Source organism: Marinactinospora thermotolerans DSM 45154 (genome assembly GCF_900167435.1).
In the GTDB taxonomy this organism is placed as follows: Bacteria; Actinomycetota; Actinomycetes; order Streptosporangiales; family Streptosporangiaceae; genus Marinactinospora; species Marinactinospora thermotolerans.
The window spans coordinates 78,030-104,935 of the sequence record NZ_FUWS01000012.1 but is presented as its reverse complement, the minus strand read 5'-3'; the positions used below and the strand labels follow the sequence as shown (position 1 = coordinate 104,935).

The 26,906-nt window shown below is 71.4% G+C and carries 26 protein-coding genes; 15 read left to right on the top strand and 11 right to left on the bottom strand.

Annotated features, from left to right (window positions below):
• The first annotated feature begins 5 nt into the window (after positions 1–5).
• On the top strand, positions 6–200 hold the full coding sequence (locus B5D66_RS20380) for a hypothetical protein (RefSeq protein ID WP_078763495.1): 195 nt from the start codon (positions 6–8) through the stop codon (positions 198–200).
• 246 nt (positions 201–446) lie between these two features.
• Complete coding sequence (locus tag B5D66_RS20375; RefSeq protein ID WP_200813729.1) at positions 447–1,235, top strand: SDR family NAD(P)-dependent oxidoreductase; 789 nt, start codon at positions 447–449, stop codon at positions 1,233–1,235.
• A 39-nt stretch (positions 1,236–1,274) separates the two neighbouring features.
• Here B5D66_RS20375 and B5D66_RS20370 read toward each other — a convergent pair whose 3' ends face one another.
• On the bottom strand, positions 1,275–1,655 hold the full coding sequence (locus B5D66_RS20370) for a VOC family protein (protein ID WP_078763397.1): 381 nt from the start codon (positions 1,653–1,655) through the stop codon (positions 1,275–1,277).
• Positions 1,656–1,771: 116 nt separating this feature from the next.
• Between B5D66_RS20370 and B5D66_RS20365 the strand changes: the two genes are divergently transcribed.
• The 7 genes from B5D66_RS20365 to B5D66_RS20335 all read left to right on the top strand — a co-directional run bounded on the left by B5D66_RS20365 (position 1,772) and on the right by B5D66_RS20335 (position 10,511).
• Positions 1,772–3,802 carry a thioredoxin domain-containing protein gene (locus B5D66_RS20365; protein ID WP_078763396.1) on the top strand — a complete coding sequence of 677 codons (2,031 nt, stop codon included), beginning with the start codon at positions 1,772–1,774 and terminating at the stop codon, positions 3,800–3,802.
• A 206-nt stretch (positions 3,803–4,008) separates the two neighbouring features.
• Positions 4,009–4,614, top strand: coding sequence for an RNA polymerase sigma factor (locus B5D66_RS20360; RefSeq protein ID WP_078763395.1), 606 nt, complete (start codon positions 4,009–4,011; stop codon positions 4,612–4,614).
• Between the two features lie 104 nt (positions 4,615–4,718).
• The gene (locus tag B5D66_RS20355; RefSeq protein WP_078763394.1) at positions 4,719–5,480 is read left to right on the top strand and encodes an isoprenyl transferase; all 762 of its coding nucleotides are present in this window, start codon (positions 4,719–4,721) and stop codon (positions 5,478–5,480) included.
• 364 nt (positions 5,481–5,844) lie between these two features.
• Positions 5,845–7,110 (top strand): PhoH family protein, encoded by a 1,266-nt coding sequence (locus B5D66_RS20350; protein ID WP_078763393.1) that lies wholly within the window; start codon positions 5,845–5,847, stop codon positions 7,108–7,110.
• 132 nt (positions 7,111–7,242) lie between these two features.
• Positions 7,243–8,772, top strand: coding sequence for an alkaline phosphatase D family protein (locus tag B5D66_RS20345; protein WP_078763392.1), 1,530 nt, complete (start codon positions 7,243–7,245; stop codon positions 8,770–8,772).
• Between the two features lie 105 nt (positions 8,773–8,877).
• A complete protein-coding gene (locus tag B5D66_RS20340) occupies positions 8,878–9,492 on the top strand; it encodes a histidine phosphatase family protein (protein WP_078763391.1) in 615 nt (204 codons plus the stop codon).
• Between the two features lie 347 nt (positions 9,493–9,839).
• Positions 9,840–10,511 (top strand): aggregation-promoting factor C-terminal-like domain-containing protein, encoded by a 672-nt coding sequence (locus B5D66_RS20335; RefSeq protein WP_078763390.1) that lies wholly within the window; start codon positions 9,840–9,842, stop codon positions 10,509–10,511.
• Between the two features lie 470 nt (positions 10,512–10,981).
• On the opposite strand, the gene B5D66_RS20330 is transcribed toward B5D66_RS20335, so the two are convergent.
• Positions 10,982–12,373, bottom strand: a complete 1,392-nt coding sequence (locus B5D66_RS20330; protein WP_078763389.1) for a class II fumarate hydratase — start codon at positions 12,371–12,373, stop codon at positions 10,982–10,984.
• 266 nt (positions 12,374–12,639) lie between these two features.
• Entirely contained in the window at positions 12,640–13,236 is a 597-nt protein-coding gene (locus B5D66_RS20325) for a DUF1707 SHOCT-like domain-containing protein (protein WP_235001123.1), read from the bottom strand.
• Positions 13,237–13,508: 272 nt separating this feature from the next.
• Between B5D66_RS20325 and B5D66_RS20320 the strand changes: the two genes are divergently transcribed.
• On the top strand, positions 13,509–14,462 hold the full coding sequence (locus B5D66_RS20320; RefSeq protein ID WP_200813727.1) for an ABC transporter ATP-binding protein: 954 nt from the start codon (positions 13,509–13,511) through the stop codon (positions 14,460–14,462).
• On the top strand, positions 14,459–15,271 hold the full coding sequence (locus B5D66_RS20315; RefSeq protein ID WP_078763388.1) for an ABC transporter permease: 813 nt from the start codon (positions 14,459–14,461) through the stop codon (positions 15,269–15,271). The genes B5D66_RS20320 and B5D66_RS20315 overlap by 4 nt, the downstream gene beginning before the upstream one ends.
• 43 nt (positions 15,272–15,314) lie before the next feature.
• On the opposite strand, the gene B5D66_RS20310 is transcribed toward B5D66_RS20315, so the two are convergent.
• Complete coding sequence (locus B5D66_RS20310; RefSeq protein ID WP_144390228.1) at positions 15,315–16,877, bottom strand: DUF3352 domain-containing protein; 1,563 nt, start codon at positions 16,875–16,877, stop codon at positions 15,315–15,317.
• 155 nt (positions 16,878–17,032) lie between these two features.
• Entirely contained in the window at positions 17,033–18,058 is a 1,026-nt protein-coding gene (glpX, locus tag B5D66_RS20305) for a class II fructose-bisphosphatase (RefSeq protein WP_078763386.1), read from the bottom strand.
• A gap of 160 nt (positions 18,059–18,218) precedes the next feature.
• Here glpX and B5D66_RS20300 point away from each other — a divergent pair, with 160 nt between their 5' ends.
• From B5D66_RS20300 to B5D66_RS20290, 3 genes are all read left to right on the top strand, one after another.
• The gene (locus tag B5D66_RS20300) at positions 18,219–18,824 is read left to right on the top strand and encodes a TetR/AcrR family transcriptional regulator (protein ID WP_078763385.1); all 606 of its coding nucleotides are present in this window, start codon (positions 18,219–18,221) and stop codon (positions 18,822–18,824) included.
• A gap of 70 nt (positions 18,825–18,894) precedes the next feature.
• Positions 18,895–19,440 (top strand): DUF4245 domain-containing protein, encoded by a 546-nt coding sequence (locus tag B5D66_RS20295; protein WP_078763384.1) that lies wholly within the window; start codon positions 18,895–18,897, stop codon positions 19,438–19,440.
• Positions 19,441–19,576: 136 nt separating this feature from the next.
• Entirely contained in the window at positions 19,577–19,945 is a 369-nt protein-coding gene (locus B5D66_RS20290) for a hypothetical protein (RefSeq protein WP_078763383.1), read from the top strand.
• An 87-nt stretch (positions 19,946–20,032) separates the two neighbouring features.
• On the opposite strand, the gene B5D66_RS20285 is transcribed toward B5D66_RS20290, so the two are convergent.
• The 3 genes from B5D66_RS20285 to B5D66_RS26185 form a co-directional block, all read right to left on the bottom strand.
• Positions 20,033–20,275: an exodeoxyribonuclease VII small subunit gene (locus tag B5D66_RS20285; RefSeq protein WP_078763382.1), complete on the bottom strand. Its 243-nt coding sequence runs from the start codon at positions 20,273–20,275 to the stop codon at positions 20,033–20,035.
• Positions 20,272–21,498: an exodeoxyribonuclease VII large subunit gene (gene xseA / locus B5D66_RS20280; protein WP_078763381.1), complete on the bottom strand. Its 1,227-nt coding sequence runs from the start codon at positions 21,496–21,498 to the stop codon at positions 20,272–20,274. The genes B5D66_RS20285 and xseA overlap by 4 nt, the downstream gene beginning before the upstream one ends.
• Positions 21,499–21,580: 82 nt before the next feature.
• Entirely contained in the window at positions 21,581–22,447 is an 867-nt protein-coding gene (locus B5D66_RS26185) for a hypothetical protein (protein ID WP_078763380.1), read from the bottom strand.
• 313 nt (positions 22,448–22,760) lie between these two features.
• On the opposite strand from B5D66_RS26185, the gene B5D66_RS20270 reads away from it, so the two are divergent.
• The gene (locus tag B5D66_RS20270) at positions 22,761–23,765 is read left to right on the top strand and encodes a 4-hydroxy-3-methylbut-2-enyl diphosphate reductase (protein WP_078763379.1); all 1,005 of its coding nucleotides are present in this window, start codon (positions 22,761–22,763) and stop codon (positions 23,763–23,765) included.
• Positions 23,766–23,782: 17 nt separating this feature from the next.
• On the opposite strand, the gene B5D66_RS20265 is transcribed toward B5D66_RS20270, so the two are convergent.
• The 3 genes from B5D66_RS20265 to B5D66_RS20255 form a co-directional block, all read right to left on the bottom strand.
• A complete protein-coding gene (locus tag B5D66_RS20265; RefSeq protein ID WP_235001122.1) occupies positions 23,783–24,304 on the bottom strand; it encodes a DUF6542 domain-containing protein in 522 nt (173 codons plus the stop codon).
• Positions 24,305–24,336: 32 nt separating this feature from the next.
• A complete protein-coding gene (locus tag B5D66_RS20260; protein WP_144390227.1) occupies positions 24,337–25,722 on the bottom strand; it encodes a DNA recombination protein RmuC in 1,386 nt (461 codons plus the stop codon).
• 81 nt (positions 25,723–25,803) lie between these two features.
• Entirely contained in the window at positions 25,804–26,757 is a 954-nt protein-coding gene (locus B5D66_RS20255; RefSeq protein WP_078763378.1) for an FkbM family methyltransferase, read from the bottom strand.
• Positions 26,758–26,906: the final 149 nt, after the last annotated feature.

The following is a 26,906-nucleotide window of genomic DNA, read 5'->3' as shown; positions in this document are numbered from 1 at the left end:
TGGACATGAACGCCGCACCACTGTATCTGGCCAGCCTCTCGGCGGACTTCAAGGCCGACATCACGCCGGGTGTCCTCGGTTTCATCGTCATCGCGGGGATCGCCACCGCGCTGTACTTCCTGATGAAGAGCATGCGCCGGCACCTGTCGGTGACGAGGTCGGGGACCTTCCTGGCCGCGGGGGACAAGCACGAGGACTGAGCCGGAGCGGCCACCGCCAGGGGCGGGGCCACCGGTCGTGGGCGAGGGGCCGTTCGGCGCGTTGGCGCCGAACGGCCCCTCGCCGTCTCCCATCCCGCGCGCGGAGGGGGCGACTTGACGGGCAACGGGCCCGCGGGGCAGGATGGGCCCATCAAACAAGACGAGACGTCTCGTCTCGGAAAGGAGAGGGAATGACCCCGACCGGACAGCGGTCCCGAACCGCCGAACGCACCTGGTTCGTCACGGGTGCCTCGCGCGGGTTGGGCCGCGCGTTCGTCGAGGCCGCCCTGGAGGCGGGGGAGCGCGTCATCGGCGTCGCGCGCGACGTCACCCCCCTCGACGACCTGCGCGCCCGCTTCCCGGAACGGCTGCACGCCTTCCCCCCTCGACGTCACCGACCGCGACGAGGTCCTGGCGGGCGTCCAGCGGGCCTTCGACGTCTACGGCCGCCTGGACGTCGTGGTCAACAACGCCGGCCAGATGCTCTACGGGATGCTGGAGGAGGTCACCGAGGAGCAGGCGAGAAGGCACATGGACGTCAACTTCTTCGGCCCGCTGTGGGTGTGCCAGGCCGTCGTACCGCTCATGCGGGAGCAGGGATCAGGACACATCGTCCAGGTGGCCACCGTGGGCTCATTCGGCGGTTTCTCCTGCGTGGGGATGTACTCCGCGGGCAAGACCGCGCTGGACTCCATCAGCGAGGCCCTCGCCCTGGAGGTCGAGGAGTTCGGGATCAAGGTGACCGTTCTACAGCCCACCTCCTACGACACCGAGCTCTTCACCAGGGGCACCACCGCCACCGAGGAGCATCCGGCCTACGCCGGGCTACGCGCCCGCCTCACGCAGATGTGGAGCGGCGTGCAGGACCCGCCGCCGGCCAAAGCCGCCCCGGTACTCATGGAACTCCTCGACCTGGAGAAGCCGCCGCGGAGGCTGGCCGTCGGCGGCTACTCCCACGAGCTCGCGGCCCAGGCCGAGGACGCGCGCCGGGCGGAGGCCGAAGCGTGGAAGGAGCTGAGCCGCAAGGGCGACTAGGCCGCGCGACGGCCCCGCCCCGGCCGGAGGGGGCGGAACTCAGCGATAGGTGCAGACCTCGATCAGGTTGTGGTCGGGATCCCGGAAGTAGACGCTGAGGATCGGGCCGGTCGCCCCGGGCTGCTCGCCCGGCCCCTCCTCGATGGGAACACCGTGCGCGGCGAGCTCCTCGATCACCTGCTCCAGGGGTTCGACCGCGACCAGGCACAGGTCGGCGCTGCCGGGGAGCGGTCGGGCGGCCTTCGGCTCGAACTCGCGTCCGGCCTGGTGCAGGTTGATCTTGCTGCGACCGAAGGCGAGCGCGGTGCGCCCCTCGCCGAACCTCACCACCCTCATGCCGAGCACCGAGCTGTAGAAGTCCACCGTCGTCTCGATGTCGGCGACGGTCAACACCAAATGGTCCAACCGGTCGATGCGCATGGCCCCACCCTAGGAACCGCTCCTCCCCCCGTCCCTCTCCCCACGGACAGAACACCCATCCCTTGACACCGCGACCGGCCGTGTGTCGCCGACGCGCCGTGGGGCAGAGTGGGGACATGCCGAACCGTCTCGCCGACGCCACCAGCCCCTATCTGCTCCAACACGCCGACAACCCCGTCGACTGGTATCCGTGGGGGGAGGAGGCGTTCGCCGAGGCCCGGAGCCGCGACGTGCCCGTCCTGCTCTCGGTCGGCTACGCGGCCTGCCACTGGTGCCATGTCATGGCGCACGAGTCCTTCGAGGACCCGCGTACCGCGGAGATGATGAACGCCGGCTTCGTCAACATCAAGGTGGACCGCGAGGAACGCCCCGACATCGACGCGGTCTACATGGAGGCCACCCAGGCGATGACGGGCCAGGGCGGCTGGCCCATGACGGTCTTCCTCACCGCCGAGGGCGCCCCCTTCTACTGCGGGACCTACTTCCCGCGCGAACACTTCCAGCGGCTGCTGTTCAGCGTCTCCCAGGCCTGGCGGGAGGACCGGGAGGGGGTCGTCGGACAGGGCCAGCGCGTGGTGGACGCGCTCAGCGCCCCCCGGATCCTGCCCGGAGCCCAGCCGCCCGACGCGGCGGTACTCGACGCCGCCGTGCGCGGACTGGAGGACACCTACGACCGTTCCGGCGGCGGTTACGGCGGCGCGCCGAAGTTCCCGCCCTCCATGCTGCTGGAGTTCCTGCTGCGCCACCACGCGCGTACCGGCGACCCCGCACACCTCAACGGGGAGGCGGCGCAGACGCGCGGCACCGCGCTGGAGATGGCCGTCCACACCGCGCACGCCATGGCCCGAGGCGGCATCTACGACCAGCTCGGCGGCGGATTCGCGCGTTACTCCGTGGACGCCGGGTGGGTGGTGCCCCACTTCGAGAAGATGCTCTACGACAACGCGCTGCTGCTGCGCGCCTACACCCATCTGTGGCGTTCCACCGGGGACGCCCTCGCCCGCCGGGTGGCCCTGGAGACCGCGGACTGGATGGTCGCCGACCTGCTCACCCCCGAAGGGGGGTTCGCCTCCGCCCTGGACGCCGACAGCGAGGGGGAGGAGGGACGCTACTACGTCTGGACCCCTAACCAGCTGCGCGCCGTCCTGGGAGACGAGGACGGGGCCTGGGCGGCGCGGCTGTTCGGCGTCACCGACGGGGGGACCTTCGAACGCGGCACCTCGGTGCTGCGGCTCCCGACCGACCCGGACGACCCCGACCGCTACGCCCGGATCCGCGACGCGCTTCTTCGCGCGCGGGCCGAGCGGGTGCCCCCGGCCCGAGACGACAAGATCGTGGCGGCCTGGAACGGCCTGGCGGTCGCCGCCCTGGCCGAGACCGGCGCGCTGCTGGACCGCCCCGACCTGATCGACCGGGCGCGTGACGCCGCCCGGTTGCTCACCGACCTCCACGTCACCGGCGACCGTCTGGGCCGGACCTCGCGGGCCGGGACACTCGGCCCGAGCGCGGGGGTGCTCGAGGACTACGCCGACGTCGCCGAAGGACTGCTCACCCTCCACGCCGTCACCGGGGAGGCGCGGTGGGTGCACGTGGCGGGACGGCTGCTCGACACCGTCCTGGAGCGCTTCTCCGACGGTCGCGGGGGCTTCTACGACACCGCCGACGACGCCGAAGGACTGTTCAACCGGCCGCAGGACCCCACGGACAACGCCGCCCCCTCGGGGTGGACGGCCGCGGCCGGGGCCCTGCTGTCCTATGCGGCGCTCACCGGTTCGACGCGACACCGCGAGGCAGCCGAGAGGGCGCTGGCAACGGTGACGCTCCTCGCGGAGAAGGCCCCCCGTTTCGCCGGGTGGGGGCTGGCGGTCGCCGAGGCCCGGCTGGCCGGCCCGCTGGAGATCGCGGTCGTCGGCCCCGCCGGCGACCCCGACACCGAGGCGCTGCACCGCGCCGCGCTGATGGCGACCTCGCCGGGCGCCGTGGTCAGCCGCGGCGACGGCGCCGACGACGGCGGGATCGGCCTGCTGCGCGGACGTCCGCTCGTCGAGGGCCGGCCGACCGCCTACGTCTGCCGGGGATTCACCTGCCGCCTGCCGGTCACCACCGTGGGGGAGCTCGTCGCGCAACTGGCCGCCGACGGGGGCTGAGCCCCCACCCGTTCTCGCGCGCTCGACTCTTCCGAGATGATCTTGGGGACGGCCCCGCCTCCACGGCGACATCGGGCCGTCCCAAGATCGATGTGGACCGGCCCTCTCCCGGCTGGGGCGTGACAGGGTGTCCGCCGCGTGAACCCCCGGGTGGGGGTCGCGCGTGTAATACCCAACCAACCGTTCCCAGTGGGGAGTTGTCAGTCGTGCGGAACACAGACGCGGGAGGAGCGGTCGTCCCCGAGGCGCGCCGTCCCAGCCCTACGATCACCGACTCCGTCGAAGAACTCGCGCGCAGGGCGAGGGACGGGGACAAGACGGCGCTGGAGGAGCTGCTGCGGCGCGTCCAGCCCGAGGTGCTGCGCCGTTGCGCGCGTTTCCTGCCCTACCGGCAGGACGCCGAGGTGGCCTGCCAAGACGCCCTGGCGCGGGTCGCCGCGGGCATTACCGGTTTCACCGGTGATTCGCTGTTCACCACGTGGCTGTATACGGTGGTGTCGAACTCGGCGCGGCAGACCTACAGGTCGATGAAACGGAGATCGGCGGAGCCGACCACCGGAGCCGAGCCCATCCCACGTCAACGTGATCCCCGGACCACCAGTGTCGTCGCGGGCTCGCGCATCGATCTGCTGGAGGCGCTGGACCGTCTGGAACGCGACCGTCCGCACCTGGTCGTCCCCCTGGTCCTGCGGGACCTGTTCCAGATGGACTACGGGGAGATCGCCGAGGAGCTCGACCTCGCGCTGGGCACGGTGAAGTTGCGCATCCACGAAGGGCGCAAGCACGTGCGCAGGTCGCTCAGCGCGGCCTGATCCCCGATCGTCACCGCGGTCGGGTCAGGCGACGGCGTGAGGGGGGTCCGCGCCGGGGACCGGAACGATCATGCGCTGTCGGAGCAGCGGGAAAGGTGCTAGTCATGGGGCTGCGTGATCCCCTCTACTGGCTGTACGAGCGGCGACTGGAACGCAAGCTCCAGTCCTGCCAGACCCCCCGGCACGTGGGGGTCATCCTCGATGGCAACCGGCGTTGGGCCAAGACGAGCGGACTGGCCAACGTCAACAAGGGGCACCAGGCCGGCGCGGACAAGATCTTCGAGCTGCTGGGCTGGTGCAACGAGGTCGGCGTCCAGGTCGTCACGCTCTGGCTGCTGTCCACCGACAACCTGTCCCGGGCGCGCGAGGAGCTCGACCCCCTCCTGCGGATCATCGAGGACACCGTCCGCCGTCTCCAGCGCGAGGGGTGGCACGTCAACCCCATGGGCGCGCTCGACCTCCTGCCGGGAGAGACCGCTGCTGTCCTGAAAGAGGCTGGATCGGCCACATCCGGCTATCCCGGTCTGATTGTGAACGTCGCCGTGGGGTATGGAGGACGGCGTGAGATCGCTGATGCGGTGCGGTCGCTCCTCCTCGCGGAGGCGGCGAAGGGCACCGGCATCGAGGAGCTCGCCGAGCGCCTCGATTCCGAGCACATCGCTGAGCATCTCTATACCCGCGGCCAGCCCGACCCGGATCTCCTCATCCGGACCTCGGGGGAGCAGCGCCTCTCCGGCTTCCTGCTCTGGCAGAGCGCCCACTCGGAGTTCTACTTCTGCGAGGTCTTCTGGCCGGCGTTTCGCAAGGTGGACTTCTTGCGCGCGCTCCGCTCCTACGGCGTGCGGCACCGACGCTTCGGCACGTGACCCCGGCGGCTTCCCGTTCTCTCCTGTCCCCGACCAGGGAACCGTCACGGTAACCCGGTGTTCACACGCCGGGAATTCCACGGGTCTTGCTCTTTTGCGCGCGCCGGGTAGCGTCGGTACCAGCGGACGGTGCGCATCCGTCCGTTCGGGAGGCCCCGACTCATTGACGGTCCTGGACACAGGAACCCAACGTGACAAGGGCCGGTCCCGGCCCTTTCGGGGCTGGACCCGGTCCTTGGAATCCCGTGAGTCTAGGGTGCCCTTGAGGCGCCCAAGGGGAGAACGCGTGGCTAGTTCCTCGTCCCACCGCCGCGACCTTCCGTCCGCTGTTTCCTCCGGCGAGGCAGGCGAACGGCGGACCTACGTGCTCGACACCAGCGTCCTGTTGGCCGACCCGATGTCGATCACTCGGTTCGCCGAGCACGACGTCGTCCTGCCGATCGTGGTCGTCACCGAGCTCGAGAGCAAGCGGCACCACCCCGAACTCGGTTACTTCGCCCGCGAGGCGTTGCGCCGACTGGACGATCTGAGGGTGGCCCACGGCTCCCTGGACGTCCCGGTACCGGTCAACGACCAGGGTGGGACCCTCCGTGTCGAGCTCAACCACAGCGATCCCAACGTCCTGCCGGCCGGATTCCGGCTCGGCGACAACGACACCCGGATCCTGACGGTCGCCGGCAACCTCGGGGCCGAGGGGCACGATGTCGTCCTCGTCAGCAAGGACCTGCCACTGCGGATCAAGGCGTCCTCGATCGGGCTCGCCGCCGATGAGTACCGCGCCGAGCTGGCGATCGAGCACGGCTGGACCGGCATGGCCGAGCTGGAGGTGCCCGCTCACGAGATCCAGGAACTCTTCGAGGACGGCACGGCCGAGATCGAGGCCGCGCGTGAGCTGCCCTGCCACACCGGTCTGGTGCTGGTGTCGGAGCGAGGCAAGGCCCTCGGCCGGGTCCTGCCGGACAAGTCGGTCAAGGTGGTGCGGGGCGATCGCGAGGTCTTCGGGCTGCACGGCCGCAGCGCCGAACAGCGCATCGCGCTGGACCTGCTCACCGATCCGGAGGTGGGCATCGTCTCGCTCGGCGGCCGGGCGGGCACCGGAAAGTCGGCGTTGGCGCTGTGCGCCGGCCTGGACGCGGTCCTGGAACGCCGCCTGCACCGCAAGGTCGTCGTGTTCCGGCCGCTGTACGCCGTCGGCGGCCAGGACCTCGGCTACCTCCCGGGCAGCGAGTACGAGAAGATGACCCCCTGGTCGCAGGCGGTCCACGACACGCTCTCGGCGCTGACCACCCAGGACGTCATCGACGAGGTCGTCGACCGGGGGATGCTGGAGGTACTGCCGCTGACCCACATCCGCGGGCGCTCCCTGCACGACTCGTTCGTCATCGTCGACGAGGCGCAGTCCCTGGAACGGGGCGTGCTGCTGACGGTGCTCTCCCGGCTCGGTGAGAACTCCCGCGTGGTGTTGACCCACGACGTCGCCCAGAGGGACAACCTGCGGGTGGGCCGCTACGACGGTGTGGTCGCGGTGATCGAGAAGCTCAAGGGGCACCCGCTGTTCGCCCACGTCACCTTGACCAGGTCCGAGCGGTCGCCGATCGCGGCACTGGTCACGGAGATGCTGGAGGGCTGATCGGGCGAGCCGTCCGGCTCCACGCGCGGGGCCGGACGGCTGTTCACGCGGCATTCGAGCGGAATTGGGGTCCGCGATGCGGGCCCCCGATACAACCTCTAGGCGTCCGTCTCCGAGCCGGAGGAGCGCCTGATGTCCCCTCACCCCCTGTCCCGACGAACCCTGCTGCGTGCCGGAGCGGTGGGGGCGGGAGCCGTGGCCCTCTCCGGCGCCGCGCCCGCCTTCGCCCAGGGACGTAACCGCCCGGTCCTCACCCACGGCATCCAGATCGGCGACCCGCGCACCGACGGCGCCGTCGTGTGGACCCGCGCCGACCGGGCCGCGCGGATGGTCGTCGAGGTGTCGACCCGCCCCGACTTCAAGAACGCCCGCACCGTCCGCGGACCCCAGCTCACCCCCGGCAGCGACGGCACCGGCCGGATCCGGCTGACCGGTATGAAGCCCGGAACCCGCGTCCACCTGCGCGTACACGCCGAAACGGAGCGGACGCGCAGTGAGGTCGTCGAGGGATCCTTCCGCACGCCCGGCGGCGAGGACGAGCCCATCCGCTTCGTGTGGGGCGGTGACGTGGCCGGACAGGGCTGGGGCATCAACCCCGACTTCGGCGGGATGAGGATCTTCCGCGCGATGGCCGAGCGCGACCCCGACTTCTTCCTGCACAGCGGGGACACCTGCTACGCCGACGGCCCCATAGCCGAGCGCGTCGAACTCCCCGACGGGCGGGTGTGGCGCAACGTGGTGTCCGAGGCCAAGTCCAAGGTCGCCGAGACGCTCGCCGAGTTCCGCGGGCAGTACGCCTACAACCTGTCCGACGAGGCGCTGCGCGCGTTCTCCGCGAGGGTGCCGCAGATCGTCCAGTGGGACGACCACGAGGTCACCAACAACTGGTACCCCGGCGAGATCCTGCCCGAGGGGGTCTACACCGAACGCGACGTCGACACCCTGGCGCGGCGGGCGCACCGGGCGTTCCACGAATGGCAGCCGATCATCGCCCGGGAGGCGGTCGACGGCCGGATCTACCGCAAGATCTCCTATGGCCCGCACCTGGACGTGTTCGTCATCGACATGAGGACCTACCGGGACGCCAACTCCGGCGGCTCGCTGCCCTACGAGCGGGTCCTCGGCGACACCCAGGCCCGCTGGTTGCTGGAGCAGGTCTCCGCCTCCACGGCCACCTGGAAGGTCATCGCCTCGGACATGCCGGTCGGCGTGGTCATCCCCGACGGGGAGGCGATCGAGGGCGTCGCCAACGACCTGCCGGGACAGGCGCTGGGGCGCGAGGCGGAGATCCAGTGGCTGCTGCACCACCTGCACCGCCGGGGGGTCACCGACGTGGTCTGGCTGACCGCCGACGTCCACTACACCGCGGCCCACCACTACTCGCCCGACCGGGCGACCACCCACCTGGACTTCTCTCCGTTCTGGGAGTTCGTGTCGGGTCCCCTGCACGCAGGGGCCTTCGGCCCCAACCGGCTCGACCCGACCTTCGGGCCGCGCGAGGTGTTCGTCAACGCGCCGCCGCGGGCCAACGCCTCGCCCATGGAGGGATTCCAGCACTTCGGGGAGGTCGAGATCGACCCGCGCAGCAGGGAGTTCACCGTCCACCTGCGCGACATCGACGGCCGGTCCCTGTGGACGAGGACACTGCGCCCCGAGAAGTAGGGCCGGGTCGGCCCCGGTCCGCGCTCCGCGGACCGGGGCCCTTCCGTTTGCTCCGGTCCGAACCGGTCAGGGGAGGGCCGTGAGTCCGGCGGAGGGGAGGACGCGATGAGCACCACGGTGGCGATCGCCCGGCATGGCCGCACGCCCTGGCACGCCGACCACCGTTATGTCGGGTCGAGTGACATCCCCATCGACGAGGTCGGCCGTAGACAGGCGCGTGAGCTGGCCGGCTGGGCGCGGGAGTTCGCGCCGTCCGCCCTGTTCTGTTCGCCGCTGAGGCGCACCCGGCAGACGATGGAGCCGGTCGTGGCGGCGGTCGGTGTCGAGGCGACCGTGGACCCGCGGCTACGCGAGGTCGACTTCGGGATCGGGGAGGGGCGCACCCTCGACGAGGTGGACGAGGAGGTGGCGCGCCGGTTCCGGGCCGATCCGGTCACCGACCACTTTCCCGGCGGGGAGGACCCGCGTGAGGCCGCCGAGCGCGCGGTGGAGTGGGTCGTGGAGGTGGGCCGGGGCCACGAGGGACGTCGCGTGCTCGCGGTCGCCCACGGGACGCTGATCCGCCTGGTGCTCTGTTCGGCCATGGGCATCCCGCTGAAGGAGTACCGTCGCGCGATGCCCGCGGTCCGCTCGGTCGGCCTGACCCTGTTGCGGGTCGACGGCGAGCGCATCGCCATGGAGGGGTTCAACGTTCCGCCGGTTCCGGGGCGCATGGACTGAAACCCCTGTGATCCGGGCGGACCGTATCGAAGGTTTTCACACTTCGTAATAACCGCCTGGTCGTGACACCGCCTGCTGTATGACGCTATGTAGTGTGATCCACCCCACCGTGGATTTGGTGTTACTCGCCCGTGATCATGCGGCAGGCTGGGGGCCGTCCAGAAGGAACCCCCGAAGCGCGGTTGTGCGGCCCCCGACGGCCCGAAAGCCCGCGCAGAGATCCCGGTGGAGCCGGCGGCCGGTCCCCTCACAGTTCCCGCCGCTCCCGAACCTCCTCCCCGCCCACCGGAGACCGGGGGTCGATCGCGCGCGAAACACCGGGCGCGCGACTGACGAAAGGGCAGTCCTTGCTACTCAACCGGATTTCGCTGCGGGCCGCCGGTGCCGTCGGAGCGGCCGTCCTCGTCGGCGGCGGCGCATTCGCCATCTCCGCGTTCGCCGACAGTGGTACTCCGCCGGAGCAGGCCGCCTCCGCGGCCCTCCCGCAGCCCTCCGAGACCGCCTCGACCGCGTCCTTCTTCCCCGAGGCGCAGGATCTCCCCGCCGAAGAGCGCGAGGCGCGGATCAACGAGGCCCGCGCGCAGCGCGACGAGGCCAGCGGGGCCGCCTCGATCCGGGCCGCCGTCTCCGTCCAGGCAGAGAAGGAGGAGCCCGAGGAAGAGGAGGAGCCCGCCGGCGAAGAGAGCACCGACGATGGCGGCGGCGCGCCGGCCCCCTCCGGCGACCCCAAGTCGATCGCCCAGGCCATGCTCGCCGACTACGGCTGGGGCTCCGACCAGTTCAGCTGCCTGGAACCGCTGTGGGAGAAGGAGAGCAACTGGAACCCCAGCGCCCAGAACCCCAGCTCCGGGGCGTACGGCATCCCCCAGGCGCTGCCCGGCGACAAGATGGCCAGCGCCGGATCCGACTGGCAGACCAACCCCGCCACCCAGATCAAGTGGGGGCTGGGCTACATCTCGGACCGCTACGGCACCCCGTGTGGCGCCTGGGAGCACTCGCAGGCCAACAACTGGTACTGACCCGAACGTGATGAAGGGCCCGCGGACTCGTCCGCGGGTCCTTCGTCACGGATGGGGACGGAAGGAGTGGGAGACCTCCTCGATGACCGCCCGGTACTCCTCGCGTTCGGCCTCGGTGAGTCCTCGGGGAGCAGGATCTCCTTGATCGCGACTTCGCGTTCCAGGGTCGGATCCCACGCCTGCCACACGGCGCCCATGCCGCCGCGACCGGGCCGTCTGCGGATCTGATAGCGCCCGGCGATGACGCGGGTGTCGGGCGGGGAGGCCATGTCGCTGCCTTTCGGGGCCGCGGCGGTCCCCGCCGGGATGAGACGGCGTCGACGGCCGGGAGGACGCTCGCGCCCGGTGGGGACTGGGTTCCACGGCAGCGCACTTCGCCGCGGCCTCTTGAGGGAGGGGGAGGACGAAAAGCGGACGGAAAGGGCCGGCGCCCCCAAGGGAACGCCGGCCCGGCGGAGCAGCTGAAGACCTCAGCGCCCGGAGTTGGTCATCGACAGCACGTCGAGGGCCTCGTCGAGCTGGGCCTCGGTCAGCTTGCCGTCGGCGATGTAACCGCGCTCGATGACGACCTGGCGGATCGTCTTGCGCTCGGCGAGCGCCTGCTTGGCGACCTTCGCCGCCTCCTCGTAGCCGATGTAGCGGTTCAACGGCGTGACGATGGAGGGGGAGGACTCGGCGTACTCGCGGCAGCGCTCCTCGTTGGCCTCGATGCCGGCGACGCAACGGTCGGCGAACACCCGCGACACGTTGGCGAGCAGTCGGATCGACTCAAGGACGTTGCGCGCGATCAGCGGCAGCTGGACGTTCAGCTCGAAGTTGCCGCTGGCGCCACCGAAGGCGACGGCGGCGTCGTTGCCGACGACCTGAGAGGCGACCTGGAGCATCGCCTCGCACAGCACCGGGTTGACCTTGCCCGGCATGATCGAGGAACCCGGCTGGAGGTCGGGGAGGTAGATCTCGGTGAGACCGGTGCGCGGGCCCGAACCCATCCAGCGGATGTCGTTGGCGATCTTGACGAAGCCGACCGCGATCGTGCGCAGCTGGCCGGACAGCTCGACCAGGCCGTCACGGGCCCCCTGGGCCTCGAAGTGGTCGCGCGCCTCGGTCAGTGGCAACCCCGTCTCGCGGGCGATCTCGGCGATGACCCGCGCGGCGAAGCCCTCGGGGGTGTTGATGCCCGTGCCGACCGCGGTCCCGCCCAGCGGCAGCTCGGCCACGCGCGGCAGGGCGCTCTCCAGACGCTCCACGCCGTAGCGGACCTGAGCGGCGAAGCCCGCGAACTCCTGCCCCAGCGTCACCGGGGTGGCGTCCATCAGGTGCGTCCGGCCGCTCTTGACGACGGTGGCGAACTGCTCGGCCTTGCGCGAGAGCTCACCCTCCAGGTGGCGCAGCGCCGGAATGAGGTCGTTGATGACGGCCGAGGTCGCCGCGATGTGGATGGAGGAGGGGAAGACGTCGTTGGACGACTGCGAGGCGTTGACGTGGTCGTTGGGGTGGACCGGCTCCCCCAGGCGGGCGCTGGCCAGCGTCGCGACGACCTCGTTGGTGTTCATGTTGCTCGACGTGCCCGAGCCCGTCTGGAACACGTCGACGGGGAACTGGTCGTTCCACTTGCCTTCGGCGACCTCCAGGGCGGCCTCGCGGATGGCCTCGGCGAGGTCGGCCTTGATCACCCCCAGCTCGGCGTTGACCTTCGCGGCGGCGGCCTTGATGTGGCCGAGCGCGGCGATGTGGGCGTGCTCCAGCCCCTGCCCCGAGATGGGGAAGTTCTCCACCGCGCGCTGTGTCTGCGCGCGCCACTTGGCGTCGACGGGGACCTTGACCTCGCCCATCGAGTCGTGCTCGATGCGGAACTCACTCATAGATGTAAGACACCTCCACGGAAACCTGCGTTCAAGACTGCCAGATGGGCAGGTGAGGTCGTGTCAGCGCCCCCGGGCACGGACACACGGATTCACAACCGGGGTGGCGGCGGACCATCCCCCGGGGACCGGCGCCGGCGGGCGCGTCCCACGCGGAAGGGCGCGGTTTCGCGTGGCGGGCCGGCGCGGGGGAAGGGCGCCGCCCCGGCGGCGAGTGGTGGAAGTCTCAGTTCCGCGTGGGCCGGGACGTGGGCGGTCAGGGAGGCTCAGGCCAGTCCCCGCCGCTCCCGGCCCCGGCCCAGCAGACCACGGCGGCGCCGGGGCGAACTCACGCGCAGGCTGCCCAGCAGGGAGAACCCCTGGATCTCCAGGACCGGCGCGTCCCCGGACCGCGGCGGCCGGGTCGACGTGCTCCGCAGGCCCAGGAACGACCAGCCGCGTACCCGCACCTCGACCCCTTCGGGGACCTGGAGTCGGATCCGGCCGAAGAGGGCCGACGCCGTCATCCGAATGTGGCCGCGGACCAACAGGGCCTCGCGCATGTCCACCTCGGCCGTACCGCCCAGCGCGAACACCACCTGCCGGGCCTGGACCACCCAGCGTCCCGAACGGGTCTGGTTGCCGAACAGCGCCGCCACCGGGGCCTCGTCCAGCAGGATGGGTTGCCGCTCCGGCGGAAGCAGGTCGGCGGTCACCGGGGCGAGGTCCCCCAGGGTGCGCGCCGCGTTCACCCGGTCGGCCCGTTCGTCGAACTCCGAGAGGTCCAGACGACCGTCCGCCACGGCCGCGCGCAGGACCTCCAGGACACGCTCCCGATCGGCGTTGGCGGCCCGCAGACCGGCCGGCGGCACACTCTCGTTCACGAACATCACGTTATCCGTATTCTCCCTTTGACGGCGTTACGTTCCTGTCGCCCCGTCGACGGGAACGGCGGTGGCGGCATCGCGGAGGGAAGACCGATCCATTCGACGTACGCCTTCCCCGAAAGAGGATCGCGAATATCCATCCTCCCCTCTCGTTTTCTTTTCCCCGGACCGGCATCTTCCGCGTCCGCGGCGTGAATCCCACGGCAAGGCACGGCGGCACGGGGGAAAATCGCTGGATAAACCGGGGAGACGGCTTCTAGCTTGTCCTCATGACTTCGTCTCGGCTCCGGGCCCCCTCCGAAACCCTCGCGCCCGCGACCTCCTCCGCCGTCTCCCTGCGCGGGGTGGTCAAGCGCTTCGGCTCCTTCACCGCGGTGGACGGGCTGGACCTGGAGGTGGCGGCCGGGACCGTGCTGGGACTTCTCGGCCCCAACGGCGCGGGCAAGTCGACCACCATGCGGATGCTCACCGCCCAAAGCCGCGCCGACGAGGGAGAGATCACCATCCTCGGCCACCGCATCCCACGCGAGTCCAAGCGCGCCCGCGCGCTCATGGGGGTCGTCCCGCAGCACGACAACCTCGACGAGGAGCTCACGGTCCGGGAGAACCTGACGGTGTTCACCCACTTGTACCGGGTTCCCCGCGGCGAACGTCCGGCGGCGGTCCAGCGGGCCCTGCGCATGGCCCACCTGGAGGACCGCGCCGACACCCGCACCGACAAGCTCTCCGGCGGCATGCGGCGGCGCCTGCTCATCGCGCGTGGCCTGGTCCACCGGCCGCGCGTGGTCCTCCTCGACGAGCCCACCGTCGGTCTGGACCCCCAGATCCGTCAGGAGCTGTGGGGACTGATCACCGAACTGCGCGAGGACGGTGTCACCGTCCTGATGTCCACGCACTACATCGAGGAGGCCGAGCGCCTCTCCGACGAGGTCGCGCTCATGGCCAAGGGCCGCGTCGTCAGCCGGGGCGCTCCGGCCGAGCTCGTCCAACGCTACGCCGGACGCGCCGTCGAGGAGTTCCCCGCCGCCCCCACCGACCTGGAACGGCTGGAACGCCTGCTCCGCCCCACCGGGCTCCCCACGCGCCGTACCGGTGCCTCCCTCGCGGTGCTGCGGGCCGAGGAGCTTCCCGACTCCGTGCGCGACGAGATCGGCGAGGGCGACCGCCGCGCCGCCAACCTGGAGGACGTGTTCGTGACCCTGACCGGGGAGACCGTGGAATGACGACGACCACCACCCCCGCGGCCCGCCCGCCCCAGACCCCGCCCGGCCGGTTCGAGTTCGCCCCGGTCCGCGGTGTGCTCGCCCGCGAATGGGCGCTGTACCGGCGCAGCTGGGCGCCGACCACCTTCGCCGCCGTCGTCGAGCCGGTCATCTACCTGCTCGCCTTCGGGTTCGGCATGGGGTCGCTGGTCGGCGCCATCGGCGGGTACCGCTACATCGAATTCATCGGTACCGGGATCGTGGCGATGTCGGTCCTATTCACCTCGATGTTCCCCGGCCTGATCGACACCTACGTGCGGCGCGTCTTCCAGCACGCCTACGAGGGCATGCTCGCCGCGCCGGTCGACGTGCGCGAACTGGTCACCGCCGAGGCCTCGTGGATCGCGCTGAAGTCGGGCGTCTACGGCTGCGCGCCGCTGCTCGTCGCGATCGCGTTCGGCCTGGAGCCCCGGGGCACCATGCTGCTCGTCCCGCTCATCGCGCTGGTGACCGGATTCGGGTTCGCCCTCCTGGGCATCTGGCTGTCGGCGCTGGTGCCGTCCATCAAGACGATGGACTACATCATCTCGGGCCTGATCACGCCGCTGTTCCTCATCGCCGGCACCTTCTTCCCGCTCGACGACTTCCCGGGGTGGGCACGCGCCCTCGCCCAGGTCAACCCCCTCTACCACTGCGTCGAGCTGGTACGGCACGCGGCGTTCGGCCTCAGGCCATGGGCCGACCTCGGCCACTTCGCCGCCATCCTGGCGTTCGTCGCGCTCGTCTGGTGCCTGGCGGTTTTCCAGATGCGGCGCCGGCTCATCGACTGAGGTCGGCGGCGGGGCGGGGGCGCGGCCCCGCCCCGCGCCCCTTCTAGGCGCCGCCGCTGGGGGCCCAACGGGCCACCAGGGAGCTGTTCCCCTCGTCGTCGTAGGAGACCGAGCCGCCGAGAGCCCCCCACTGTGCCGCGTCGCCCTGCCCCTCCGCTGCCAGGACATCGCGAACGTCCAGGTAGAAGCCGATGTTGGACTTCTCCAGCCCGGCCATCGTCTGCCCGAACAGCGGATCGTCGCCGAGCCGCCCGGTGCCGGTGGTCCCGTAGGACACCACCACGGTGCCGCCGTCGTCGCTCACGCCGGGAGCCGGTCCGCCCCCGGAGCCGGCGAGCAGGTCCTCGAAGAGCTCCCGGTCGGCCCCCGCGGCGCGGTACTGGAACGAGGTTCCCGACGACCAGCTGTCCGAGGAACCCGCCAGCGAACCGGTGATCGCGAACGCGGTCCTGCTTCCCAGCAACCGGGGGAAGTCCCCCGGAAGGGACACCCCCATCTCGGCCAGGGCCATCTCGAAGTCGGGGAACTCCGGGATCTCCTCCAGCAGCTCCCGGTTGTCCTCCCACAGCCGGGTGGCGAGCGTGTCCAGGTTGTCCCCGCCCACCGCCAGCACCGAGTCGTCGGGGAGTTCGGCCAGCTCGCTGAGCCCCGGATCGTCCCCGGCCAGGCCCTCCATGGGGGAGCCGCCGTAGGTGACCTCGAACGCGTCACCGCGCAGTTCCAGGTAGTCGCCCTCGATCCGCAGGGCCATGGCCAGGCGCCCGCTCACCTCGCCGAAGTCGTCGGGGCCGGTGCCGTAAGGGGAGGACAGGCCCGTGGCGGTCGTGGCGACCTCCGCGGCCGCGGCCAGGTCGGCCCAGGCCGAGGCGATGTTGTCGGAGCCGATCGCGTTCATGTCGGAGGAGTAGTCGGGGGCGTCCGCCAGGGAGCCGTGCGCCTCCATCTGGGCGGCCAGGTCGTCGAGGGCGCCTTGGGAGTAGGACAGCAGCGCGAAGTCGTCGTCGACCTCGAAGAAGAAGTGCTCCTGCCGGGAGCGGACCTTGGCCAGGGCCTCGCCGGCCGCCTCCTCGTCCTCGACGGCGACCGCGAGCGCGAGGGCGAGCCCCTCGTCACCGGGCAGCGACGCCCCCGGAGTGCTGGTGGGCCACAGGGCCAGGCCGAAGCGCCGGCCGAGCCACGGCTCCACCTCGGAGTCGTAGTCGAGCTCGGGGAAGGCCTCCTCGACGAGCTGGCGGGCCGGTCCCTCCTCGACGTCACCGAGCTCGTTCTTGAGGGTGTCGGGAAGTTTTCCGGCGAACTGGGCGTAGGAGGCCCACTGCCGGCCGGTGGGCTTGAGGTCGAGCTCGGCGAAGACGATGGCCGAGGCGGGCAGCGCGCTCTCGGGCTGCGCGCCGCCGAAAACGTTGTCGACCAGCGCGGAGGAGGCCCACACGGTCGTTCCCATCAGCACCACGCTCAGACCGGCGGCGACGGGGATCAGCCAGGCGCGGCTGCGCGGCCCGGACGGCTGGGGCGGAGGGAAGGGCGCACCCGGAGGGGGAGCCTGGCCGCCGGGCGGCGGCGCCGACGGCCAGGAGGGCTGATTCGGGGGGTCGGGATAAGACATCAAACCTCCGGAAGGCATACGTATGCCGTACGAAGGTACCAACCCCTTTTTCGGTAATTCCCCCTGCTCTCAGCATCTTTGCGGTTTTGTGAGAAGGCGGAACGCGATTTCCCGGTCCCGGGAACGCCATTCCCGGGACCGCGGCGGGGACGCGTTCAGTTCGCGGAGTCGAAATCGATACCGCTGTAGGTGGCGAGTTTGCTCAGCCGGTGTTCGCTGCGGACCCGGCGGATCGTTCCGCTGCGACCGCGCATGACCAGCGAGTCGGTGGTCGCGCCGCCCGCGGCGTAACGGACCCCGTCGACCAGCTCGCCGTCGGTGATGCCGGTCGCCGCGAAGAACACGTCCTCGGAGGAGACCAGATCGTCGGTCGTCAGGATCCGGGACAGGTCGTGTCCGGCGTCCACCGCCTTACGCCGCTCCGCCTCGTCCTTGGGCCACAGCCGGCCCTGGATCACCCCGCCCAGACACTTGATCGCGCACGCCGCGATGATCCCCTCGGGCGTCCCGCCGATCCCCAGCAGCAGGTCGACGCCGGTGCCGGCGCGCGCCGCCATGATCGCCCCGGCCACGTCGCCGTCGGTGATGAACTTGATGCGGGCGCCCGCCTCGCGGACCTGGCGGACGATGTCCTCGTGCCGGGGGCGGTCGAGGATGACCACCGTCACATCCTGGGGCCGCACGCCCTTGGCCGCGGCCACCGCGCGGACGTTGTCGGCGACCGGGGCGGAGATGTCCACGGCGTCGGCCGCCTCCGGTCCGGCGACCAGTTTCTCCATGTAGAACACGGCCGAGGGGTCGAACATGGAGCCGCGCGGCGCGACGGCGAGGACCGACACCGCGTTGGGCATGCCCATGGCGGTCAGCCGGGTGCCGTCGATCGGGTCCACGGCGACGTCGCACTCGGGACCACTGCCGTCGCCCACCCGCTCGCCGTTGTAGAGCATCGGGGCGTCGTCCTTCTCGCCCTCGCCGATGACGACCGTGCCGTTCATGGAGACCGTGCTGATGAGGTGGCGCATACCGTGGACGGCGACACCGTCGGCGCCGTTCTTGTCCCCTCGGCCGACCCAGCGCGCGGCGGCCAGCGCGGCGGCCTCGGTGACCCGCACCAGTTCCAGTGCGAGGTTGCGATCGGGCGCGTCTGCGGGAGTCGGCACGGGAGCTGACGGAGTGGTCATGGTCGGCCTTTCGTTCGGCTCTGGCACCCTGGTGGGAGTGGGCGCGCTGGTCCCCGGGGTCGCCGGGGCGTCCTCGGCTGCTGGGACCAGGGTAGTCACCTGGCGTAACCTCATCCCAGGCGGGCCGATCGCCCACTTATGAGCATGATGGGGTTGGAAGGTGGAGAAGGTGGACAGACCAGTGCGGACGTCGGTGCGAGGGGCGGCCACGCGCAGCGCCCTGCTCGACGCCGCGGCGAAGGTCTTTCGTACCGTCGGCTTCGCCAAGGCCGGGGTCAGCGAGGTCGTCGCCCAGGCGGGGGCCAGCGTGGGCAGCCTGTACCACCACTTCACCGGCAAGGCCGACCTGTTCCAGGCCCTGTACGAGGAGTTCCAGCAGCGCCAGCAGGACCGCACCCACCAGGCGGTCGCCGAGGCGCGCACCGCGGGTGAGTCCGATCCCACCCGGCTGATGAACACCGCCGCTCGCGCCTACCTCGAGGGGTGCATCGAGGAGCGTGAGACCGCCTGGTTGTTCTTCAGCGGGGACAGCCCGCCCGGGTTCGACTCCACGATGCGCGACCGGCTGACCGAGTGGACCGACCGCAACGTCGCCCTGTTCCGCAAGGCCGACGAGCCCGTCGACGAGGCGCTGCTGATGGTGGTCAGCGGGGCGATGCTCCTCGCCGTCACCGAGGTCGTGCGGCGCGAGGATCTGGCCCAGGCGCGCCGGCTCGCCGACGACGTCATCGCCATCCTCGCGCGTTTGGAGTCACCCCGGTCCTGACGACCGCGCGACCTGCGGCAAGCTGGACAATCGTGAGCAAGAGCAGCGAAGATCCCGGGGGCCGCGCGAGATGAGCAAGTACGACCGTTCCAACGCGACATTCGGCGGCTACGCGGTGGCCCTCGGCATCGTGGTCGCCGTGGTGGTGGCCATGGCGCTGGTGGTGAACGGGCGCCAGAAGGAGCACATCCCCAGCGTCGACTACAGGATCGACCTCGCGTCCTTCTCCGAGGAGGCCCCCTACCCCGTCTACGCCCCCGAAGGGCTGCCGGAGGGATGGGTGCCGACCAGCTCCCGCCTGGAGACCGGCGAGGAGGAGGGCGGCCCGGTGACCTGGACGCTGGGATTCGCCACGCCCGAGGACCGCCACGCCGCGTTCTCGATGAGCAACGCCCCCGCCGAGACGTTCATCACCGAGAAGACCCTCGGCGGAGAGCCCGACGGGCGGTCCCAGGTCGGAGGACAGACCTGGGAGCGCTACTACAACGAGGACGAGAGCGAGCGTTCGCTGGTGCGCGAGGAGGACGGGGCGACCATCGTCGTCGCCGGCAGCTCCGACTACGCCGAGCTGGAGACCCTCGCGGGTTCGCTGCAACGTTCCGAAGGGGAGCGGTGAGCCTCCACGAGGGACGTGGGCCAGGTCACGGGCCGGATTCGGCGCGCTTTAGCGCGACGTTAAGGTAACAGCGGGTACACCTGGACCTCCACGACCCGGACGCGAACGAGGCGTCCCAGCTTGGAGTTGATGTCAGGTGCTCAACGAGATTTTCGACTGGTTCAAGGGGCTCGTCGGCGGCACGGTCGAGGAGGCCGCCGGAACCGTCCAGGAGACAGCCGGACAGGCCGGGGAGTGGGCGGCGGGGGCCGAGGGGCAGGTCGACGCCCTGGGGCAGACGTTCACCGACCAGGCGGCCGCCGCCGAGTCCTACGCCGCGGAGGCGGCCCAGACGTTCCAGGATCCGGCCGCCGCGGCCGAGGAGGCCGTCCAGGGCCATCTCGCCGAGACCGGACAGGTCGTCGACGGTTACGTCGACCAGGCGGGCCAGGTCGTCCAGGATCCCACCGGAGCCGCCACCGGCGCGATCATGGATCACCTGGCGGATCCGGACGCCGGGCGTTAGCCCGCTCCGGAACCGGGAGCCGCCGCCCCCAGGGCGGCGGCTCCTCCTCGTCTTCCGCCGGACGGATCGGACCGTTTCCGGCGGCGGTCAGAAGGGGGCGGAGGCGTCGTCCCCATCACCTGGTCCCTCGTCCAGGGCCGCGGCGAGCTTCGCCCGCGCCCCCTCCAACCACTCCTCGCAGGTCACGGCGAGACGTTCGCCGCGCTCCCACAGCGCCAGTGACTCCTTCAGCGTCAACCCGCCCGACTCCAGCCGGCGCACCACCTCGGTGAGCTGCTCGCGTGCCTCTTCGTAGCTCAGCTCGGGTTCGGCCGTTTCCTCGGTGCTCATTCGTCCCCCTCGTCGCCGGTCTTCTCCCCGGCCGTCACGGTGATGCCGTCCTCGGCGAAGCGCACCCGCAGCGTCTCGCCCGGTTCGACCTGCTCCGCCGAGCGCACGACGGAACCGTCCGCGCGTCGCACGATCGCGTAGCCGCGGGCCAGCGTCGTCGCCGGCGACAGCGCCAACAGTCGCGCCCGGGTGTGCCCCAGGTCGTCGCCGGCCCGGTCCAACGCCGTCGAGACCGACCGTCGCGCCCGGTCGCGCAGGCCCTGGACCTGTTCGGCCAACCGGTCGATCTCACGCAGCGGACTGGCGAGGACCGGACGCGACCGCATGCCCGCCAGCCACGCCTCCTCGCGGGCCAGGCCGCCGGTGATGACCCGCCGCGCCCGGTCGCGTAGCTGTTCCACGAGCTGGAGCTGCTCGCCGACGTCGGGCACGACCTTCTTGGCCGCGTCGGTGGGGGTGGAGGCGCGCAGATCGGCCACGAGGTCCAGGAGCGGGTTGTCCTGCTCGTGCCCGATGGCGCTGACCACGGGCGTGCGCGTCGAGGCGACCGTGCGTACCAGCGCCTCGTCGGAGAAGGGCAGGAGATCCTCCAGCGAGCCGCCGCCGCGGGCGACGATGATCACGTCGATGTCGGGGCGCGAGTCCAGCTCACGCACCGCCTCGATGACCTCGCCGACCGCGCGGTCGCCCTGCACCGCGACCTGCCGCACCTCGAACCGGACCGCGGGCCAACGCCGCCGACCGTTCTCCAAGACGTCGCGTTCGGCCGCGGAGTCGCGGCCGCAGACCAGGCCGACCGCGGTGGGCAGGAAAGGCAGCGGCTTCTTTCGGGTGTCGGAGAACAGGCCCTCGGCGGCCAGCGTTCTGCGCAACTGGTCCAGGCGGGCCAGCAGCTCGCCCAGCCCGACATGCCGGATCTCCAGCGCGCGCAGCGAGAACGTGCCACGCGCCACCCAGAAATCGGGTTGGGCGTGGACGACCACCCGCGCGCCGGCCTGCGGCTCGGGCGCCGCGGCGGCCAAGACGCTCGCCTGACACACCACCCGGGCCGAGACGTTGGCAACGGGATCGCGCAGCGTCACGAACACGGTCGAACCCCGGCGGTTCAGCTCGGCGATCTGCCCCTCGACCCAGATGCGGCCCAGTCGTCCGATCCACCCGCCGACGGCCTGCATGACGACGCGCACCGGCTGCGGTGATTCGGGCGAACTCTCCATCCCCATGGCAGTCGAGCCTAGAGGAGGACGAGGACAGGAGTGGGACGCGCGGGGGCGCGTCCCACGCGGGGACGGACCGCGTCGTGGATCACTCGGCGGTGGCCTCGGCCTCCAGCTTGGCGATGCGGTTGTCATACATCCGCAGGAACTCCGGCCGCGCGGCGTTGGCGCTCTCGTAGACGCGGAGCCGGCGCACCTCGTCGATGGTCAGGCGGCGCAGACGCGCCCGGATCGAGGGCAGCGTCAGCCCGTCGTAGCCGGGGACGGGCAGTTCCTCGGCCGGCTCGGGGCCACCGGCGCGGATCTCGGCGAGCAGGCGCGCGTCAGCCGCCTGGGTGGGCGCCTCGGCGACGTCGAGCTCGCGGGCGATCGCCGCGCCCTCGGCGGCGGAAGGGCCCTCGGCGGTCGGCGCGGCAGGGGCGCTCGGCTCGTCGGCGGGAGCGGTCACCAGCGCCGCGCCCGGGCCGGGGCGCGGGCCGCCGGCCGGGTCGTCGCCGGGAGGCTCCGGCTTCTCGTCCTTCTCGTCCTCACGGGGCCGCGCCGCGTCCCCCTGGGCGGCCGGGGCGTCCTCGGCCGCGGAGACGGCGGGTTCCTCCGCCCGGTCGCCGGCGTCACCGGCGGGGGGCTTCGCGGAGGCGTCCGCCCTCGACGGCTCCTCCCCGGCGGAGGGCTTCTCCGCTTCGGCGCGGTCCGACAGCGGGGTGGGCGTGGAGCCCACGTACCCGGTGGTCACGGGGGACTCGCTGGAGTTGACGGCCTCGGTGGTGAACTCCTCGGCGACGGAGGAGGAGGTGTCCGCGGGAAGCGCCTCGTTGGTCTCAGAGGAGCTGTCCTGCACGGCGGCGTCGCCGGCCTTGAGGTCTTCGGGCTTACTGGATACGACGGGCCGGGTGGATTTGCCGAAGAGGCGCTTGACCGCTCCGGAGAATCTGCTGGCGAACGACGGTTTCGACATGGACTCGGAGACTCCTGGGTACTCGCGGCCGGGAATGCGGAGTGTGTGCCTCCCCGGAAGGTGGTCGAGGAGGAGGGCCGTCCGGCGTGCGGGCCGCTGGCACGACGCTCTTGTATTACGCAGACTAGCCAGAATAAGGCAGAACAATGCGTCCACAGCGGGGCGAATGACGGCGAATTCGCTCTTCCGCGGCGGGGCGGGGCGGCCCGGAACCCCGTATCCGGCCCTCCCGTCCGGCCGGACCGGGGTGGAGCCGCTCACAGGCTGGTTCACACCGCGCCCCCGGCCCTTGCGTGGCCCTTAGGATGGGGGCATGACTGCGACGAATCGCCGCCGTGTCCTGCTCGCCAAGCCCCGTGGTTACTGCGCCGGGGTCGACCGTGCCGTCGTCACGGTCGAGAAGGCCCTAGAGCAGTACGGGGCGCCGATCTACGTGCGCAAGCAGATCGTGCACAACACGCACGTCGTGCGCACGCTGGAGGAGCGCGGGGCCATCTTCGTCGAGGAGACCGACGAGGTGCCCGAAGGCGCCACCGTGGTGTTCTCGGCCCACGGCGTATCGCCGGCGGTGCACCGGGAGGCGGCCGAACGCGGCCTCAAGACGATCGACGCCACCTGCCCCTTGGTCACCAAGGTTCACAAGGAGGCCCAGCGCTTCGCGGCCGAGGACCACGACATCATCCTGATCGGCCACACCGGCCACGAGGAAGTCGAGGGCACCAGCGGCGAGGCGCCCGAGCACATCCAGATCGTGGACGGCCCCGACGAGGTCGATAAGGTCGTCGTGCGCGACCCCGACAAGGTGTCCTGGCTGTCACAGACGACCCTGTCCGTGGACGAGACCAAGGCCGCCGTCGACGCCCTGCGCAAGCGTTTCCCCAACCTCATCGACCCGCCGAGCGACGACATCTGCTACGCCACCTCCAACCGCCAGGCCGCGGTCAAGGAGATCGCCCCGCAGTGCGAACTCGTCGTCGTGGTCGGCTCGGCCAACTCCTCCAACTCCGTGCGGCTGGTCGAGGTCGCCCTTGAGGCCGGCGCCGACGCCTCCTACCTCGTCGACAACGCCTCGTTCCTCAAGGACGAGTGGCTGGAGGGGGTCGCCACCGTCGGCGTCACCAGCGGCGCCTCGGTGCCGGAGATCCTGGTGCGGCAGGTGCTCGAATGGCTCGCCGAGCGCGGGTTCGGCGACGTTGAGGAGATCGAGACCGAGCGCGAGAAACTCACCTTCGCGCTGCCCAAGGAGCTGCGCCCCAGCCGCCGCGGCGACTCCGAGGGATCGCTGCGCCACCGCTCCCTCCCGGTCACGCCGGTCTGAGCCGGTCCCGGACCGGATCAGTGCGAGGTGTCGCGGTGCGTGCGTGGGCGCCGGCCGTTCAGCTCCGCGCTGAGGTCACGCACGTTCTGCGCCATCCCCCGCAGCAACGCCAGTACCAGGACCAGAATCGTGCCGCAGAACAGCCACGGCGCGGCCTCGGCCAGCCGGGTGCCCAACCCGATGGCCACGGAACGGGCGAACCCCGAACCGCCCAGGGATAGGACGATCTCGGCGGCCAGCGCGCCCACGAAATAGGCCAGCGGCGGGCTGACCGAAAGGGTCAACAGGTCCTCGCGTCGGACGAACAGCGCCGCGTTGGCGCCCGCCACCACGAACCCCGCGCCGTTGACCACGGGCAGCCCCACGGCCGAGTCGAGCAGCGCCGCCCCGAAGGCGACGAAGACGATTCCCAGGAGCGCGCCGCGCGCGGTGAGCCGGACGGGGCCGCGGGGAGCGGCGGCGGGCACCGCGCGGTGCCCACCGCGCCGTGCCCGGGCCGGGCGGGCCGGCCGGGATCCTTCCGCGTTGCGCGTGGGCATCGCCGTGGGCTCCCTCGTATAACTCACAGTGTTCAGTGTGTCATCTCGTGTGAAAAATCGTGATCTTTTCGACCGGCCGTGTCGCCGGACGGGGTGGGCCCGGCCGATTCCGCTCCCTGCCCGTCACCGTACCCAGGGGAACCCGCGCGCGGGAGTGACCCTCCACTCTCCTCCCCGACCGAATCCGGCCCCTCCCCGGCCAGCGCGGCCAACTCGGGCGCGGCCAGAGGACGCGCCTGCTCCTCCACCCCCGCCGGCGCCTCCAGCCCGCCCTCGACCAGCCCGAGACGTTCGAACCGCCGGGCCGTCACCAGCACCCGGCTCTCCAACGAACCCACCGCCTGGTTGTAGGCCACGACGGCACGCGACAGCGCCTTACCCAGCCCATCGACGTGCCCGCCCAACGTGCCCAGCCGCGCGTGGAGCTGGCGTCCCAGCTCGAACACCTCACGGGCGTTCTCGCTCAACGCCTCCTGCTGCCAGGCGTACTGCGCGGTGCGCAACAGCGAGATCAGCGTCGTCGGCGTCGCGATGTGCACCCGGCGCCCCATCGCGTGCTCCAACAGCCCCGGATCGCGCTCCAGCGCCGGGGCGAGGAACGCCTCGCCCGGGATGAACAGCACCACGAACTCCGGGGCGGGGGAGAAGGCCGCCCAGTAGGACTTGGCGGCGAGCCGGTCGACGTGCGCGCGCACCTGCCGGGCGTGCGCGTCCAGCCGGGCGGATCGTGTCTTCGGGTCGTCACTCTCCACCGCCTCCAGATAGGCGGAGAGCGAGACCTTGGAGTCCACGACGATGTTCTTGCCGCCGGCCAGCCGCACCACCATGTCAGGACGCTGGAGACCGTCGTCGGTCACCGTCGACGGCTGCTCCTCGAAGTCGCAGTGTTCGGCCATGCCCGCGAGCTCGGCGACGCGGCGCAGCTGCACTTCACCCCACCGGCCGCGCGCCTCGGGGCGGCGCAGCGCCGTCACGAGCGCCCCGGTCTGGTCCCGCAACCGCTCCGACCCCTCGCGCACCATCTCCACCTGCTTGGCCAGCTCGGCGTGGGCGGCGCGACGACCGGCGTCAACCTCGCGGAGCTGTGCCTCGACCCGCGCGAGCGTGTCCTTCAGCGGGGCGACCAGGTGCTCGATCGCCTGGCGGCGCCGCTCCAGATCGTGGCCGGCGGCCTGGTTCTCCGCCCTCAACCGGCCCTCGGCGAGCTGGAGGAAACGCTCATTGGTCGCGTCGAGCGCCTGCGCTGACAGCGCCCGGAAGCGTTCGGCCAGCCGCTCCTCCACATACTCGGCCCGCTCCCGCGCCGCCCTCGCCTCGGCCCGCGCCTCGGCGTCGCGGCCGCGCGCCAGAACCCACCCCACCGCGGCGCCGACGCCCAGACCCGCCAAGAACACCAGGATCACGTAAAGCCCGTCCATGGCGGCCCATGCTCTCAGGGGCGCCATCCCGCGGGCGCGGCGCCACGCCCGGCCAGACCGACGGCGGGGAGGGACGCGGGGTCAGGGAAGGCAGGCGCCGACGGCCTCCCGCCAGCCCAGGACGGTCCGCCAGAACCGCGGCCCGGGGGAGTCGGGGGCGAACATCCACATGCGCTCCCGCGCCTTGGGGCCGTGCCCGGAGATGCTGTCACGAGCCGGGTAGGGGGGATCGCCGCACAGGTGGTACCAGCCGTACCCCAGCGGCTCCAACAGCGCCATCAACCGTTCCTGCACGCTGTGATCGGGCAGCACGTCGCAGAACACCCACGGCCGGAAACGGCGCAACACCTCCAGCCCTCCGGCGATGACGTCGGGTTCGGTGGTCTCGGTGTCGATCTTGACCACGGCCGGCACCACGCAGGCGCGCTCCCGCCAGTGCGCCAACGTGTCCAACGGCACCTGGATCCGGCCCAGCTCGCGCCGGTAGCCCGACGCCAGCGAATTGGACGCGTCGGTGGTCGCCGACAACCGCAACCACGCGCTCCCGGTGTGGTTGCTCAACGCCAGCTCCTCGACCCGCAGGTCGAGATCGTTGTCCGCGGCGATCGCCCGCGCCGTCACGGCGATCTCGGGGGTCGGCTCGAACGCGTGCACCGGACGGTAGGTGCGGGCGGCGGCCAGCACCGAGTACACACCGACGTTGGCCCCGACGTCCAACACCGCCCCTGGACGGGCGTGGTCCAGCGTGGCGAGGAAACAGGACAGCGCCTCCGGCTCGTAACCGGCCAGGCCGGTGCGTTCCAGGTGCCGTGGCACCCAGTAGTCGCCGGGCGCGCGCACGCGCAGCACGTCGGGGCCGATGGCGGGGCCGCCCGGACGGCGGGGCAGCCGCAGATCGAACACGCGCACCCGGGGCGGCACCCGGGCCGGATCCAGGCCACCGAGACGTTCGGGCAGGTGGACCCGGATGCGCCGGGTCGCGTGCCGAATGGCCGGGTGGCGCCGGACGAACGCGCGCACCTGGTCAGGTACCACTGAAACCCTCCACTGCGGCCCGGGCCGGTCACGGCGGGGAACGCCGGTGCCGGACGCCCCCGGCACCGACGCTACTCCCAAGTCGGGGGAAGGCGCAGGTCATTGGATTTCCAGGGTGGGCGTGTGTCCCCTTGGACGTCCCCCCGGGG

What these genes read in the sequence shown, in the direction of transcription:
- B5D66_RS20265 (WP_235001122.1), bottom strand. Translation starts at nt 24,304, where the DNA reads ATGCCCACGCGCAACGCGGAAGGATCCCGGCCGGCCCGCCCGGCCCGG.
- B5D66_RS20295 (WP_078763384.1), top strand. Translation starts at nt 18,895, where the DNA reads ATGAGCAAGTACGACCGTTCCAACGCGACATTCGGCGGCTACGCGGTG.
- B5D66_RS20370 (WP_078763397.1), bottom strand. Translation starts at nt 1,655, where the DNA reads ATGCGCATCGACCGGTTGGACCATTTGGTGTTGACCGTCGCCGACATC.
- glpX (WP_078763386.1), bottom strand. Translation starts at nt 18,058, where the DNA reads ATGACCACTCCGTCAGCTCCCGTGCCGACTCCCGCAGACGCGCCCGAT.
- B5D66_RS20260 (WP_144390227.1), bottom strand. Translation starts at nt 25,722, where the DNA reads ATGGACGGGCTTTACGTGATCCTGGTGTTCTTGGCGGGTCTGGGCGTC.
- B5D66_RS20340 (WP_078763391.1), top strand. Translation starts at nt 8,878, where the DNA reads ATGAGCACCACGGTGGCGATCGCCCGGCATGGCCGCACGCCCTGGCAC.
- B5D66_RS20270 (WP_078763379.1), top strand. Translation starts at nt 22,761, where the DNA reads ATGACTGCGACGAATCGCCGCCGTGTCCTGCTCGCCAAGCCCCGTGGT.
- B5D66_RS20330 (WP_078763389.1), bottom strand. Translation starts at nt 12,373, where the DNA reads ATGAGTGAGTTCCGCATCGAGCACGACTCGATGGGCGAGGTCAAGGTC.
- B5D66_RS20320 (WP_200813727.1), top strand. Translation starts at nt 13,509, where the DNA reads ATGACTTCGTCTCGGCTCCGGGCCCCCTCCGAAACCCTCGCGCCCGCG.
- B5D66_RS20315 (WP_078763388.1), top strand. Translation starts at nt 14,459, where the DNA reads ATGACGACGACCACCACCCCCGCGGCCCGCCCGCCCCAGACCCCGCCC.
- xseA (WP_078763381.1), bottom strand. Translation starts at nt 21,498, where the DNA reads ATGGGGATGGAGAGTTCGCCCGAATCACCGCAGCCGGTGCGCGTCGTC.
- B5D66_RS20310 (WP_144390228.1), bottom strand. Translation starts at nt 16,877, where the DNA reads ATGTCTTATCCCGACCCCCCGAATCAGCCCTCCTGGCCGTCGGCGCCG.
- B5D66_RS26185 (WP_078763380.1), bottom strand. Translation starts at nt 22,447, where the DNA reads ATGTCGAAACCGTCGTTCGCCAGCAGATTCTCCGGAGCGGTCAAGCGC.
- B5D66_RS20285 (WP_078763382.1), bottom strand. Translation starts at nt 20,275, where the DNA reads ATGAGCACCGAGGAAACGGCCGAACCCGAGCTGAGCTACGAAGAGGCA.
- B5D66_RS20345 (WP_078763392.1), top strand. Translation starts at nt 7,243, where the DNA reads ATGTCCCCTCACCCCCTGTCCCGACGAACCCTGCTGCGTGCCGGAGCG.
- B5D66_RS20355 (WP_078763394.1), top strand. Translation starts at nt 4,719, where the DNA reads ATGGGGCTGCGTGATCCCCTCTACTGGCTGTACGAGCGGCGACTGGAA.
- B5D66_RS20380 (WP_078763495.1), top strand. Translation starts at nt 6, where the DNA reads ATGAACGCCGCACCACTGTATCTGGCCAGCCTCTCGGCGGACTTCAAG.
- B5D66_RS20365 (WP_078763396.1), top strand. Translation starts at nt 1,772, where the DNA reads ATGCCGAACCGTCTCGCCGACGCCACCAGCCCCTATCTGCTCCAACAC.